General features: G+C 66.4%; 12 protein-coding genes. 5 read left to right on the top strand and 7 right to left on the bottom strand.

The genetic code is table 11. From position 1 onward, the window contains the following. Nucleotides 1-741: 741 nt before the first annotated feature. The 3 genes from ACZ5MC_RS11250 to ACZ5MC_RS11240 form a co-directional block, all read right to left on the bottom strand. Nucleotides 742-1,230, bottom strand: coding sequence for a hypothetical protein (locus ACZ5MC_RS11250; RefSeq protein ID WP_464517755.1), 489 nt, complete (start codon nt 1,228-1,230; stop codon nt 742-744). A gap of 210 nt (nt 1,231-1,440) precedes the next feature. Then, on the bottom strand, nt 1,441-3,078 hold the full coding sequence (groL, locus tag ACZ5MC_RS11245) for a chaperonin GroEL (protein ID WP_306600514.1): 1,638 nt from the start codon (nt 3,076-3,078) through the stop codon (nt 1,441-1,443). Nucleotides 3,079-3,112: 34 nt separating this feature from the next. Further along, nucleotides 3,113-3,400: a co-chaperone GroES gene (locus tag ACZ5MC_RS11240; RefSeq protein WP_306600513.1), complete on the bottom strand. Its 288-nt coding sequence runs from the start codon at nt 3,398-3,400 to the stop codon at nt 3,113-3,115. A 216-nt stretch (nt 3,401-3,616) separates the two neighbouring features. On the opposite strand from ACZ5MC_RS11240, the gene ACZ5MC_RS11235 reads away from it, so the two are divergent. The 4 genes from ACZ5MC_RS11235 (at nt 3,617) to ACZ5MC_RS11220 (ending at nt 7,118) form a co-directional block, all read left to right on the top strand. After that, nucleotides 3,617-4,324 carry a zinc ribbon domain-containing protein gene (locus ACZ5MC_RS11235; protein ID WP_306600512.1) on the top strand — a complete coding sequence of 236 codons (708 nt, stop codon included), beginning with the start codon at nt 3,617-3,619 and terminating at the stop codon, nt 4,322-4,324. 10 nt (nt 4,325-4,334) lie between these two features. Beyond that, nucleotides 4,335-4,997, top strand: a complete 663-nt coding sequence (locus ACZ5MC_RS11230) for a YggS family pyridoxal phosphate-dependent enzyme (RefSeq protein WP_306600511.1) — start codon at nt 4,335-4,337, stop codon at nt 4,995-4,997. Between the two features lie 89 nt (nt 4,998-5,086). Then, on the top strand, nt 5,087-6,634 hold the full coding sequence (locus ACZ5MC_RS11225) for a methyl-accepting chemotaxis protein (protein WP_306600510.1): 1,548 nt from the start codon (nt 5,087-5,089) through the stop codon (nt 6,632-6,634). Between the two features lie 64 nt (nt 6,635-6,698). After that, a complete protein-coding gene (locus ACZ5MC_RS11220; protein ID WP_306600509.1) occupies nt 6,699-7,118 on the top strand; it encodes a YfiR family protein in 420 nt (139 codons plus the stop codon). 119 nt (nt 7,119-7,237) lie between these two features. Here the strand turns inward: ACZ5MC_RS11220 and ACZ5MC_RS11215 are convergent, their stop codons facing one another. The 3 genes from ACZ5MC_RS11215 to ACZ5MC_RS11205 form a co-directional block, all read right to left on the bottom strand. Next, the gene (locus tag ACZ5MC_RS11215; protein ID WP_464517754.1) at nt 7,238-7,936 is read right to left on the bottom strand and encodes an NAD(P)H-binding protein; all 699 of its coding nucleotides are present in this window, start codon (nt 7,934-7,936) and stop codon (nt 7,238-7,240) included. Further along, the gene (ftsW, locus tag ACZ5MC_RS11210) at nt 7,933-9,039 is read right to left on the bottom strand and encodes a putative lipid II flippase FtsW (RefSeq protein ID WP_306600507.1); all 1,107 of its coding nucleotides are present in this window, start codon (nt 9,037-9,039) and stop codon (nt 7,933-7,935) included. The genes ACZ5MC_RS11215 and ftsW overlap by 4 nt, the downstream gene beginning before the upstream one ends. A gap of 86 nt (nt 9,040-9,125) precedes the next feature. After that, nucleotides 9,126-11,705, bottom strand: a complete 2,580-nt coding sequence (locus tag ACZ5MC_RS11205; protein WP_464517753.1) for a zinc-dependent metalloprotease — start codon at nt 11,703-11,705, stop codon at nt 9,126-9,128. A gap of 412 nt (nt 11,706-12,117) precedes the next feature. On the opposite strand from ACZ5MC_RS11205, the gene ACZ5MC_RS11200 reads away from it, so the two are divergent. After that, complete coding sequence (locus ACZ5MC_RS11200; RefSeq protein ID WP_306600505.1) at nt 12,118-12,384, top strand: hypothetical protein; 267 nt, start codon at nt 12,118-12,120, stop codon at nt 12,382-12,384. A gap of 51 nt (nt 12,385-12,435) precedes the next feature. Here ACZ5MC_RS11200 and ACZ5MC_RS11195 read toward each other — a convergent pair whose 3' ends face one another. Then, nucleotides 12,436-14,091 (bottom strand): acyl-CoA mutase large subunit family protein, encoded by a 1,656-nt coding sequence (locus tag ACZ5MC_RS11195; protein ID WP_306600504.1) that lies wholly within the window; start codon nt 14,089-14,091, stop codon nt 12,436-12,438. Nucleotides 14,092-14,157 lie beyond the last annotated feature (66 nt).

Below are 14,157 nucleotides of genomic sequence, written 5' to 3'. Positions count from 1 at the left end.
GGGGCTTGGGCCTGCAACCGAAGAAGAATTCGTGCTCGCCGCACACAGCGCCGACGCATAGCGCCACGAAGACAAAGATCTTCAGCGTTCCCCACCAGTCTTCCATGAGCTCGCCTCGAATCATGGAGAACCAATCTGGCGTGAAGTAGAAACGGACACATTCCCAAAAGCCGCTCCAGCTTCGAAAGATCACCCATCCAAGTCCGAGGTACAAAGGAATGTTGAGGAGAGCGATGACCACCCAGCGGGTAATATCGTTGTCCATGATTCGCCCCACGAAGACCGGGAGAAGGAGGCCATCCGTATGGCTGGCCGTTGGAAGGGATGATTCGCCTTGAGCTGGATCGATTACCCAAGAGGGTATCACCATGTGAGGGAAACCTTCGCCGGTTGAACTCCAGCCCTGGGTCCTGGCAGAATCCGGCAATTGCCTTGAAATCGGTTCTTCACGGGATTGGGGGAGGCGCAGGCCCATCCATGCTTTGGCTTGTGCCTGGAAGGGAGGCTGGGGCTGGTCGTGGGAGGCCGTCCTGACCCCCATCATCCAGGCAGGTTGAGACGAAAAGCCTCTCGCCGAGGCGCCGAGGGGCCGAGGTCCGCCGAGAAAAGATCTTCTTCTATTCCTCGGCGAGGGACCCTTCGATGGCGTTTGCCGGGTTCATCGGGCAACAGGTCGGCGGCAGTGGACTTCGGACATCTTGGGTCTGTCGACTCAAGGAGGAAGGAGGCCGCTTCTGCCTGTCATAGGATGACGCAGGTCCCCCGGACGGCGTCCTCATCCTGGATGGCCTTGCGCAGCTCAGCCAAGGGCAGGACGATCCGCACCGTCACGGCGCCGGCCATCCAGAGGCTGCCGGTGCCGCTCCGGATGCAAAGGGCGCCATCGTCCTCCAGAACCAGGCGTGCAAGGGGCCCCGCCGTAGCGGTGTGCCAACGGGTGGCGCCGTCGGCGTCCGTGAGCACCAGATTGCCGTCCTCCCGCATCGTTAGGGCGCCCGCGCCCTCGAAGCCCTCCCCGGGCGACTCCCACTGCAGGACCGCGGCCGGAGCCAGGCGGTACACCGCCACCTTGCCGTCGTCCCGCACGTCCAGGCGATACGCCCCGTTGCGGGAGGTGAGAGACTGCCCCTTGGCGAGGCTCGCACCGCTGGCCAGCGTGTCCTGCGCACCCGCGACGGCGCCCGCTCCGATCAGCAGGGAAGGAAGGATCCAGGATCTTGAAATTCGCACGCTCCACCTTGGGGACAGGGAAACCTTTTTTCATCCTCTTTCCCGGCTAATTTTTCGTTTGGTTTTGCCGGGGATGGACGGGGGTGGACAGGGATAAGGACGGCCTAACGCCATGCCGAGAGGATGCGCGCAAGGGCGGACAGGTTCGCTCCCCGGCAAAAAGAAAGGGGCCCCGAAAGGCCCCTTCCCCTTTTGCCCTTAAGGCCGTGGCTAGTACATGTCTTCCATGCCGCCGCCCATGCCGCCGGGGCCGCCCATGGGAGGATTCTTCTTGTCCTCGGGCAGGTCGCAGACGATGGCTTCGGTGGTGAGCATCATGGACGCCACGGAGGCGGCGTTGCGCAGGGCGCTCTTGGTCACCTTGGCGGGGTCGATGACGCCGAAGGCCACCATGTCGCCGAACTCGCCGGTGGCGGCGTTGAAGCCGAAGTTGCCCTTCTCCTCCTTGACGCGGTTGACGATGACGCTGCCTTCCACGCCGGCGTTGTTGGCGATCTGGCGGAGGGGCTCCTCCAGGGACTTCTTGACGATCTCCACGCCCGTGGCCTGGTCGCCGGTGAGCTTCAGGGTGGCGAGCTTGACCAGGGAGCGGAGCAGCGCGACGCCGCCGCCGGCCACGATGCCGTCCTCGACGGCGGCCTTGGTGGCGTGCATGGCGTCCTCGACGCGGGCCTTCTTCTCCTTCATCTCGGTTTCGGAAGCCGCGCCCACCTTGATGACGGCGACGCCGCCCACGAGCTTGGCCAGGCGCTCCTGCAGCTTCTCCTTGTCGTAGTCGCTGGTGGAGATCTCCACCTGCGAGCGGATCTGCTTGACGCGGCCCTGGATGGCGCTGGGCTCGCCGGCGCCCTCGATGATGGTGGTGTTCTCCTTGTCGATGACGATCTTCTTGGCGGTGCCGAGATCCTCGATCTTCAGGTTCTCGAGCTTGAGGCCGAGATCCTCGGTGACGGCCTTGCCGCCGGTGAGGATGGCGATGTCCTCGAGCATGGCCTTGCGGCGGTCCCCGAAGCCGGGGGCCTTGACGGCGGCGATGTTGAGGGTGCCGCGGATCTTGTTGACCACCAGGGTGGCCAGGGCCTCGCCGTCCACGTCCTCGGCGATGATCAGCAGGGGGCGGCGGCTGTTGACGACCTGCTCCAGGAGGGGCAGGAGGTCGCGCATGTTGGAGATCTTCTTCTCGTAGATCAGGACGAGGGGGCTCTCCAGCTCGACCTTCATCTGGTCGGGGTTGGTGACGAAGTAGGGGCTGAGGTAGCCGCGGTCGAACTGCATGCCCTCGACGACGGTGAGCTCGGTGTCGCGGCCCTTGGCCTCTTCCACGGTGATGACGCCGTCCTTGCCGACCTTGGCCATGGCGTCGGCGATGATCTTGCCGATCTCCTGGTCGCCGTTGGCGGAAATGGCGCCCACCTGGGCGATGGCGTTGCCCTCGACGGGCTTCTTGATCTCGTCGATGGCGGCGACGACGCAATCCACGGCGAGATCGATGCCCTTCTTGATCTCCATGGTGTTGGCGCCGCTCACGACGGCCTTGATGCCTTCCTTGTAGATGGCGCGGGCCAGCACGGTGGCGGTGGTGGTGCCGTCGCCGGCGATGTCGGAGGTCTTGGAGGCCACTTCACGGACCAGCTGGGCGCCCATGTTCTCGTGCTTGTCCTTGAGCTCGATCTCCTTGGCGACGGTGACGCCGTCCTTGGTCATGAGGGGGGAACCGAACTTCTTCTCGATCAGGACGTTGCGGCCTTTGGGGCCGAGGGTGACCTGCACGGCGTCGGCGAGCTTGTTGACCCCGCGCAGGATGGCCTGGCGGGCTTCTTCGGCGTAGATGATGGATTTGGCGGACATTGTTTATCTCCTGAAGGGTTTCCGGAATTCGTTTCTAGCCGACGATGGCGAGGATCTCGTCTTCGCGAACGATGACGTGGTCGATGCCTTCGATCTTCACTTCGGTGCCGGTGTACTTGCCGATCAGGACCTTGTTGCCGGCCTTGACGGACATGGGGATGCGCTTGCCGTCCTCGGCGAACTTGCCGTCGCCCACCGCCACGACCTCGGCTTCCATGGGCTTCTCCTTGGCGGTGTCGGGGATGATGATCCCTCCCTTGACCGTTTCGGCAGGCTCGCTGCGCTTGAGCAGGACACGATCGTATAGGGGCTTGATTGCCATGATGGCCTCCGTGTGAAAAGGGACCCGGGAGCGTCCCCCGGGGTGGCTGTTAGCACTTACTATCAGCGAGTGCTAATCTAGCCCGCCCCCAAATGGATGTCAAGGGGGGCATTCCATGCTTGAGCCCAATTGGCTCATATTTTATTAATCATTTTATTTCGATCTTTGGAGGAGATTGCCCCGCCTCCACGGTCCGCTTGGGGGTAGGCTAGAGGAATGAGTCAGCTTTCCCTCCTGATCGAACTCCAGACCGTGCATGACAATCTGCACGTCATCCAAAGGGACCTGAGCGCATTCCCGCCCGACCTGGCCGCCCTGGATTCCGAACTCAAGATGCTGGCGAAAAAGCTCGAGGAGACCGGCAGGGCCCTGGCGTCCTCCCGGACCCAGCAGGCCACCCTCACCACGAACCTCGCCGCCGCCCAGAAGCAGGAGGACCTGTCCAAGGCCGCCGTCAAGGAGACGAAGCAGAAGGCGCAGTTCACCCTGGCCATCCGCGAGCTGGACGACCGCCAGCGGCAGAAGACCGCCATCGCCCGCCCCCTGAAGGACGTGGAGACCCGCATCGAGGCCCTGGAACGGGCCGAGGGCGAGATGCGCACCCGGCAGGCCGAGGCGCAGAAGCAGTTCGACGAGCTCCGGGCGGTCTTCCTCTCCGAGCACGAGAACCAGGTGGAGGGTGAACGCCGCCTCCAGAAGCGCCGGGCGGAGATCTCCGAGGCCGTGGACCCCGCCGTGCTGGTCAAGTTCGACCGGCTCCTCCAGCAGCGCCAGGGCCGCGCCGTGGTCCCCATCGACAAGGGTTCCTGCGGCGGCTGCCGCACCCGCCTGAGAACCCCCTTCCTGGCCCAGCTCCGGGAAGAGAAGAACCTCTATTGCGAGTCCTGCCAGCGAATCATCTACGATCCCGCACAACTCCAGTGAGCTTCAAGGGATGAGCCTACTCGGTGCCCGCGTTGCCCGGTTGCGATCCCGCATCCAGCGGGCGTGCGAGGACTGCGGCCGGGATCCCGGCGGGGTGGAACTCCTGCCGGTCTCCAAGCGCCAGCCCATGGCCCTGGTGCGGGAGGCCGCGGACCTGGGCTTCGGGAGCTTCGGGGAGAACTACGTCCAGGAGGCCCTGGCCAAGATCGCGGAGGCCCCGGACCTGGACTTCGTCCTCATCGGCCCCCTGCAGCGCAACAAGGCCAAGGCGGCACTGGCGCATTTCCGGCAGATCATGACCGTGGACCGCCCGGACCTGGCCCTGCGCCTGCGCCACCTGGCGGCGGAACTGGACGTCGTGCGCGGAATCTGGCTCCAGGTGGATCTCTGGGGGGAGACGACCAAGGTGGGCGGCGCCGGCGCGGGCGACCTGGAAGCCCTATTCGCCGCGCTGGAGGACGATCCCCGGCTGCCCGTGCAGGGCTTCATGGCCATCCCTCCGCCCGAGGACCCCGGCTCCTTCCGGGCCCTGGACGAGCTGAGGGCCCGCTGGCAGGAGAAGGTGGGCCGCAGGCTGAGGCTCTCCATGGGCATGAGCGGCGACCTGGAAGAGGCCATCCGGGCCGGCAGCGACCAGATCCGCATCGGGACGGCCTTCTTTGGGACGCGCTGAGCCAACTTTGTTGTCATAATTTACGTTCGACCATTTATGATTCAGTACACCTTTTGCACATTCCCAACCCGCCTGGCTAGGAGTCTGAGATGGAATTCTGGAAATCACTGAGCATCAGGAAGAAGCTGAGCTATTCCATCCTCGCGCTCACCCTGCTTCTCGGCATCTTCGCGGGCATCGTTTCGGGATGGAAGCTGACCTCGACGCAGACCGAGGGGATCTGGTCCAAGGGCCACAGCCTTTCCGCCGTGCTGGCCGAGGCGACCACCTCCTCCTACCTCTCCGACGATCTGGGCACCACCACGGGCGCCACCGAGCGCGCCCTGGAGTTCGTCAAGGACGACCAGGACGTGAGCATCGCCGCCGTGGTGGCCGTGGACACCGCCACCAAGGCCGTCGCCGTGAAGTTCCAGAAGCGCTACCGCGCCGACGCCAAGGTCGACACGGCCGTCCTCTGCGAGCCCCTGGGCAAGGGCGGCCTCAAGTACGAGAAGGGGGGCTTCATGATCACCGCCTCCCCCCTCGGGGCCGAAGCCCAGGACCCCGCCAAGAAGGTCTACCAGGTGCTGGTCATGAACGACACCAACATCTCCAAGGAGAACCTGAAGAGCATGGGGATGATGTTCGTCCTGGGCCTGCTCATGGTGGCCTTGGGCTACGTGGCGTCCCAGGTGCTGGGCAACGCCATCGTCAAGCCGCTTGAGACCATCCAGAGCCGCATGCGCGACATCTCCGAAGGCGAGGGGGACCTCACGGCCCGCCTCGACGTGGTCGGCACCGACGAGATCGCCCAGCTCTCCCTGCACTTCAACCGGTTCGTGGAGAACATCCAGGGCATCGTCCACCAGGTGATCACCATCTCCACCAACATCGCCTCGGGCTCGCTGCAGATGACCGCCGGCATGTCCGAGATGGCCTCCACCGCCGACGCCATCGCCCACACCGCCGAGAACCAGAAGTCCAGCGTGCGCCAGGCCAACGACAGCGTGGGCACCATCGCCAACTCCTCCAAGGTCATCTTCTCCACGGTCTCGGACGCCCTGAACGTGTTCGACCAGGCCCAGGAGGCCGCCGGCAAGGGCGGGACCGCCGTGGGCGCCGCCGTCAGCGGCATGCAGGTCATCAACCAGAACTCCAAGCAGATCGGCAACATCCTCAACGTCATCACCGAGATCGCCAACCAGACCAACCTGCTGAGCCTGAACGCCGCCATCGAGGCCGCCAAGGCCGGCGAGCACGGCAAGGGCTTCGCCGTGGTGGCCGAGGAGGTCCGCAAGCTGGCCGAGCGCAGCGCCCAGGCCGCCAAGGAGATCACCGCCCTCATCCAGACCTCCAGCAAGAGCATCGACGACGGCACGTCCATGGTGAACACCGCCGGCTCCGCCCTGCGCAGCATCGAGGAGTCCATCAAGGCCAGCGCCGAGCGCATGAAGACCATCGGCAGCCAGAGCCAGACCCAGAGCCAGGACAGCTCCACCGTGGTGAACGCCATGGGCAGCCTGTCCAGCATCGCCGAGGGGAACGCCGCCGCCACCGAGCAGATGGCCGCCACGATCCGGGAGACCACCCGCACCGTCAACGAACTGAGCAACCTGGCCGAGAACCTCAACAACCTCGTTTCGAGGTTCAAAGTCTGAAGCTTACCTTTCCTCCCCGGCTGCCGATAAGTCTTGGGTTCGGCCAATTCCGAGGAGGCAGCCCATGGGTTTCCGGATCAAGGCGTTCGCTGCGATGGCGCTTGCCTTCGCGGTCCTGTCCGCGGGCGACCTCGCCCCGGACCAGCAGGCCAAGTTCATCAAGATCCTCGCCAGCAGCGCGGGTTCCGCCGGCAAGGTGGCGTGCAAGGACGCCGCCCTGGCCGGCGAACTGGCCAAGATGGGCATGGCCAACGACGCCGGGTCCAAGGTCGCCTGGGCATCCTCGGAAGCCGAGGTGAAGAGCCTCAAGGCCGCCGGCAAGCTGGTCATCTGCGGCAGGCTGGAGTGGCTGGCTGCGGGCGGGGGCATCGCCATCGTGGAAGAGGGGGGGAAGCCGCAGATCATCTTGAGCATGGGCAACATCGCGGCGTCGGGCATCACCCTGTCGGACGCGGTGCTCAAGATCGGCAAGAAGCTGAACTAGGATTACCCCGGGGGTTTTTATCCTTTTTCATCCCCGTTCAGCCCCGGCAAATTAAACGCTGAATTTGCCGGACATGAACGGGAACGAAAAGGATAAAGACAGAAATAATTATCTCTATCTCACGGGGCCAGGATGGGGTGATGCAGGGCCAGGCCGCTCAGGACGCGGCTGCCGGTGGCGTGAGGGTTGTCCAGGCTCATCCAGAGCAGGGCCTTGGCCACCTGGGAGGCCTCGATGGGGGCGTAACGCCATAGGAGGGCTGAGCGGGGGGCCAGATAGCGGGCGGCCGCCAGGTAGGGTTTGGCCAGCAGGAATGCGCCCAGGCGCTCGGCCAGGCGGAACTCCTCCCGTTCGCCCAGGAGCAGGGAGGGACGCACGATGAGGTAGGGGAGGCCGCTGGCCACCAGCACCCTCTCCGCCTCGGCCTTGGTCTCCAGGTAGAGGCCCCGGGGATGGCCGGCCCCGGCGCTGGAGACCAGCGCGAAGGCGGGGCGGGGCTGCAGGGCGGCGAGGCGGGTGATGAGGGCGGCGGGGTAGCCCAGGTCCACTTCCCGGAAGGCCTCGGGGGAACCCGCCTTCTTCAACGTGGTTCCCAGGGCGCAGAGGAGGAGGTCGCAGGGGATCTCGGTTCCCAGGCGCTCCAGGTCGGCCGGGGAGCGGTAGTCGAAGACCACCTCCTTCACCCGGCCCGACAGGGACCTGAGGGTGCCCGCGCGGCGCACCAGGGCGGTGAAGTCCACGTCCCTGCGCGCTTCCAGCTGCCTCACCAGCTCGCGCCCCACGAGGCCCGTGGCCCCGGCGATCACCACGTTTCTCATTCGCTGGCTTCCTTGGAAATGGCCAGCAGCAGCCCCAGGGACGCGAGGCTCGCGATGAGGCTCGAGCTGCCGTAGCTGATGAACGGCAGGGGGATCCCCTTGTTGGGGGCGAGGCTGAGGACCACGCTGAGGTTCATGAGGGCCTGCACCACCAGCAGGAGGGTGAAACCCATGGCGCAGAGCTTCAGGAAGCTGTCCCGCACCCGGTGGGCGATCCGGTAGCCGCGCCAGAGGATGCCCACGAACAGGGCCAGGACGAGGATGCTGCCGATGAGCCCGGCCTCCTCGGCGATGACGGCGTAGATGAAGTCCGTGTGCGCCTCGGGGAGGTAGTTCAGCTTCTGCATGGAGGCGCCCAGTCCCACGCCCGTGATGCCGCCGTTGCCCACGGCGATCAGGCTCTGCAGGGCCTGGTGGCCCTTGCCCAGCGGGTCGGCCTCGGGGTTGAGGAAGCTGAGCACCCGGGCCCGCCGGTACGGCTCGAACCACACGAAGGCGAAGCCCACGGCGCCCAGCGCGGGGGCCGCCACCGCGAAGATCCACCGCTGCGCCCCGCCCAGGAAGGTCACCAGGAGGGCCACGAAGAGTATCAGGAACGTGGTGCCGAAGTCCGGTTCGCGAAGGATCAGGGCCAGGGGCGCAAGGAGGATGGCGAAGAGGGTCACCAGCTTGGGGATGGACTCCCGGCTCCCCCTGCCCCACAGGTCCCGGTGCCGGATCATCCACCAGGCGGTGATGAGCACGGAGATGGGCTTGAACAGCTCCGAGGGCTGCAGGCTCAGCCGGCCGAACCGGATCCACCGGTGGGCGTGGTTGATGGCCGGGAAGAAGAACACCGCCCCCAGCAGCAGCAGGAACACCACGTAGAGGACCTGGAGCGTCCGGGGGTTGTCCCGCAGCATGACCAGGTCGGTCTGGGTGAGGGCCAGCATGATGGCCACGCCCACGAACCCGCCCACCATCTGGTTCACCAGGAAGGTGGTGGCGGCGCTGTGGTTCTTGAAGGCGGAGGCGGAAAAGACCCAGACCATCCCCACGGCCATGAGGGCCAGGGCGAAGAAGAGAAGCAGGCGATCGATGGGGCGGCGGACGTCGGGGCTCAAGGCGGGCTCGGTGGCAAGGTGAAAAGACCATTCTAGCCATTCCACGCCGCCGGCGCCCTGCCGGAAAAAGGTCCCGGGGGGGGGAGCTAGGTGCTGGCCCGCACCATGGAGGCCTTGAGGGTCTCGTCGATGGTGGCCCGGCATTCGGCGATGTGCGCCCGGGTCTCCCTCGAGAAGCCCTGCCTGCGGGCCGCGGCCGCAAGCTGCGTGCGCAGGGCCGCGAGCTCCTCCCGCGCCAGGGCGCGGGCGTCGTCGGGGGTGACCGGGCCGGATTTCAGGACCAGGGTGATGAGCTGGCGCAGGTGCTCCTTCTGGAGGCCCCGGCGGGTGGCGGTGGGCTCGACGCCCTTGCGGAGCTCCTCCCAGATGGCGGCGTGGAGGCCGTCGAAGAGTTCCGAAAGGCGGAAGACGTCCTTGTCGGCGGTCTTCTCGGGGGCGTCCAGGATGCGGGCCATGGCCCAGGGGTTGAGGACCCGCGCGAGGACCGCCTTCTGGATGGAGAGGGCCCGGGCCGACACCGAGAAGTCCGGGACGCTCCCGGTGGGGCCGTAGCCCCGGTCGAAGGGGTCCAGGGTGAGCCGGGAGACGAAGTCCGGCCTCAGCCGCAGCGCGTCCATGGTGAACACGGAATCGGTGATCAGCTTGAGCGCGGCCCGCTGCCGGGCGCCGCTCACGGGCGTCAGGGGCGTCCGGGGGGAGCCCGCGTGGTCGCGCAGGTACACCACCCCGCCCAGATACTTGGCGGCGTTGAAGGTGGCCGAGGCCATCTGGTTCAGGGCAAGGCTGGTGGTGCGGCGGAGCTGCTTGTAGTTGTCGCCGGGCTGGAAGGTGCGCTCCTGGAGCCGGCCCAGGAGCTCGTGGCTGAGGGCGATGCGCTTGCCGAGGTACGCCAGGGGGTCCTGGCCCAGGTCGAAGCGGTTGACCTCGGGGTCCATGGCGGCGCTGCCCGAGCCGGCCTCCTCGTCCGTGGCGTAGGCCAGGAGCGGGTCGGTCTCGCCCCGGGCCGCGATGCGGGCCAGGTCCGCCTTCTCCTCGGCGGGGGGCAGGACCGCGTAGGCGTATTCGATGGCCCAGAAGTCGTAGGGCCCCAGGGTGGGCATCGTGTAGTCGGCCTGGGGGTGGCCGTCCAGGGCCAGGTTGACGGGGGTGTAGTCCATGACCGAGCCCGCGATGCCGTGGGCGGAGGTGAAGGCCTTGTCCGCCAGCTGCGCCTCCGTGTAGGCGATGGAGGCCCTGAAGTTGTGCCGGAGCCCCAGGGTGTGGCCCACCTCGTGCATGACCACGCTCTTGAGGTAGGCCTGCACGAAGGCGTCCGCCCCGGGCGACCCGGGCTCCATGCCGCCCCGCGCCTCCAGGAGGTCGGCCCCGAAGGCCAGCTCGTCCCGGCCCTCGGCCAGGTAGCGGCACGCGGCCCTGCCGCCCTGGGGCACCTCCTCCCGCGAGCTCTCCCGGATGCTGCGGGCGAAGCCGTCGCCCACGGCGATGTCGGCCTCGAGGATCTCGCCCGTTCGCGGGTCCACGAGGCTGGGCCCGATGGCGAAGCCCGCGTCCACGCCCAGGAACCAGCGGATGGAGGCGTGCCGGAGGCCGTGGGCGTCCGGGTCGGCGTCCGCGGGCTGCTGGCGGACTTCCAGGGCGTCCTGGAAGCCGATGCGCTCGAAGGCCTTGTTCCATTCCAGGATCCCGGCCCGCACGGTGTCCCGGTACTTCTCGGGGATGTTGCGGTCCAGCCAGAAGACGATGGGCTGCTTCGGGCGGCTGAGCGGACTCGACGGGTCCGCCTTTTCCAGCCGCCAGCGGTTGATCAGGCGGGTCCGGGGATCCGGACGGTCGTCCTGGGAGAAGTCCCAGACGGTGGCCACGAAATGCCCCAGCCGGTCATCGGCCTCCCGGACCTTCATGGGTTCCCCGGGCAGCCTGGCGAGGGTGTACCGGAACCCCAGGAACAGGCTGCGCAGGTCCTCCAGGGTGCCCGGCAGGGGCGCGGCGGAAATCACCGGCCTGGCCATGGCGAAGTGCGCGCTGACCTGGAAGGAGGCATAGTCGGGGGAAGCCGAGGCGCTGGCGAAGGAGCTGTTGGGCAGGTCCATGGCGTAGGGCTGGCGGAAGGCGGCCTCCAGGTCCAGGGTGGCCATGGGAAGGTCTTTCAGGAAAAGGAGGTTGGCCTCCACCAGGAAGCCCTTGCCCCGCGGATCGGGCAGCGACACCACGGGGGCCGAGGCCAGCAGGCTGTCGGAGAAGCCATCAGCCACGGCGTGCGCCATGGGCGTGCCGGCCCGGGCGGTGAAGGCGGCATTGCGCGCGAGCAGCTGGAGGGTGTTGCCGATGCGCTTGAAATAGACCAGGTGGCTGTCGCCCATCATGCCGCCGTAGATGCCCCGCTCGCCCAGGCCGCTGGGGAAGGTCCAGGACAGGAAGAAGAGGGGGCCCAGCTGATCGGGCTTCAGATCGATCCAGATCTTCTCGTCCTTGCGCCAGAGCGTGAACAGGCCGTGCTGCTCCCGGGCGCCCTGCACCACGTCGGCGTAGGGCTTGAGAGGGACGGGGGCCTCCTTCGCCATGACGACCGAAATGGGGGCCTGGGGAAGCGGGGTCGGGGGCGGAGGCGGCTCGGCGGAAAAGAGGAAGGCCGAGGCTGAGACCAGGGCCAGGACAACGTGCTTCATCGAACCTCCATGGGTCAAACCTAGGGCTTTTCAGCTCCATGTCGATGACAGGAGGGGACTTCCGTTCCTTCGGCCGCTCACTTTATGACGTCTGCCCGCTCGATCCAAATAGTTAAATAATTCGGCTTTTTGATTCCATGCGCCCGCACGTCCGCCATCCGGATTGTGACGGCGACCACGACCTGACGTTGCATCAAATTATAAGCAAACAGGAACGTTGTGCGCACCCGGCGAGACCCGTCGGCCCATGGGGCAAAGTGTAAAAAAAAGGCACAACTGTCGCATCCATGTGAATTTTTCAAATGGGGCGTTGACGGAGGGCCCGGCGACCCTAAGTTTAGGACCTCGCCGGTCGGCGAGACCTTCCCAACCCCAAGCGGAGCTATGCTTCGCACGATCCAGGAGGTCCGCAATGTTGATTTCAGCTATGTTCCTTATGGCTTCCGTCCTGTCTCCGATCCCGGCCGTGCCGGGCGAGGCAACGGCCGTCGTGGAACCCTCCCCCACCGCCACGATCTGCCCGGTCTGCGGCAAGTCCATCGAACCCGGCCAGGGGACGAAGATTTCCCTCCGCGGGCGTGAATACATCGTGGACGACACGGCCTGCAGCGATCAGCTGATGACGGATCCGGACAAGTTCCTGGAACCCGACGGAACGCCGAAGAACGCCAAGAAGTAGAGCCTCGATTTCCGGCGGCCCTCCGCGAAGGGCCGCCGGGAACCGGCTTTTCTAGAGCACGAGCCGTTCCTGGTATTCCCCGAACACGGTCCTCATCGCATCGCACACCTCGCCCACCGTCGCCTCGGCCTTCACGGCGTCGAGGATCAGGGGCATGAGGTTGCCGGTGCCCTTGGAGGCGGCGGTGAGGGCTTCCAGTTTCCCGCGCACGGCGCCGTTGTCCCGTTCGGACCGGTACTGGGCCACCTGCGTGCGGCGCCGGGCGCCGAGGGCCTCGTCGACCCGCAGCAGGTCGGGCTTGGCCTCGTTCTGGATGGTGAACTTGTTCACGCCCACCACCACCTGTTCGCCGCGCTCCACGCCCTTCTGGAACTCGTAGGCGGCGTTCTGGATCTCGCGCTGGGGGATGCCCTTCTCGATGGCCGAGACCATGCCGCCGGCCTCGTCCACCTTCCTGATGAGGGCCTCGGCACGGGCTTCCAGCTCGTCGGTGAGGCTCTCGATGAGGTAGCTGCCGGCGAAGGGATCCACGGTGTCGGCGATGCGGGATTCGTAGGCCAGGATCTGCTGCGTGCGCAGCGCGATGCGGGCGCTCACCTCGGTGGGCAGGGCGAGGGCCTCGTCGCGGCTGTTGGTGTGCAGGGACTGCGTGCCGCCCAGGACGGCGGCCATGGCCTGCACGGTGGTGCGCACGATGTTGTTGTCGGGCTGCTGGGCGGTGAGGGTGGAGCCCGCGGTCTGGGTGTGGAAGCGCAGCATCTGGCTCTTGGGGTCGTCCGAGCCGAAGCGCTCCTTGATGATCTTCGCCCACATGCGCCGCGCGGCGCGGAACTTGGCGATCTCCTCGAAGAACTGGTTGTGGGCGTTGAAGAAGAAGCTGAGCCGGGGCGCGAAGTCCTCGAGCTTCAGGCCCGAGGCCAGCGCGGCCTCCACGTAGGCGATGCCGTCGGCCAGGGTGAAGGCGATCTCCTGGGCCGCGGTGCAGCCCGCCTCGCGGATGTGGTACCCGGAAATCGAAATGGTGTTCCAGTTGGGCACGTTCGAAGCGCAGAACTCGAAGATGTTCGTGATGAGCCGGATGCTGGGGCGGGGCGGGTAGATGTAGGTGCCCCGGGCCATGTACTCCTTGAGGATGTCGTTCTGGATGGTGCCGCTGACCTGGCTCCAGGAGGCGCCCTGCTCCTCCGCCACGGCCAGGTAGAGGGCCAGCAGCACCGAGGCCGGGCCGTTGATGGTCATGCTGGTGCTCACCTTGTCCAGGGGGATGTTCTGGAAGAGCACGCGCATGTCGCGGATGGAGCAGATGCTCACGCCCACCTTGCCCACCTCGCCCATGGCCATCTCGTGGTCCGGGTCCATGCCGATCTGCGTGGGCAGGTCGAAGGCCACGGAGAGGCCCGTCTGGCCCTGCTCCAGGAGGTAGCGGTAGCGCTTGTTGGATTCCTCCGCGGTGCCGAAGCCCGCGTACTGGCGCATGGTCCAGAGGCGGCCCCGGTAGCCGGTGGGCTGCACGTGGCGGGTGAAGGGGTACCGCCCGGGGCGGCCCAGATCCTTCAGGGGATCCAGGTTCTCGACGTCGGCGGGCGTGTAGCTGTTCTTGAGGGGAATGCCGGAGCTGGTCTCGAACTTCGGGGACCGCAGCTTGGACGGATCCTCCTTCACTTCCAGGTTCTCGCGCACCTGTCGAAGGTAGTCGGGCTGGTACATGCGGCCTCCAAGGTTTGGCCCAGGGTACCAGAGGACGCTGCGTGTTTGGGTCACAGTGCTCTAGAC

The sequence above is a fragment of the Mesoterricola sp. JemC181 genome, from assembly GCF_055384585.1.
The sequence above is the reverse complement of the archived record's forward strand: the minus strand, read 5'-3'. Positions and strand labels throughout refer to the sequence as shown.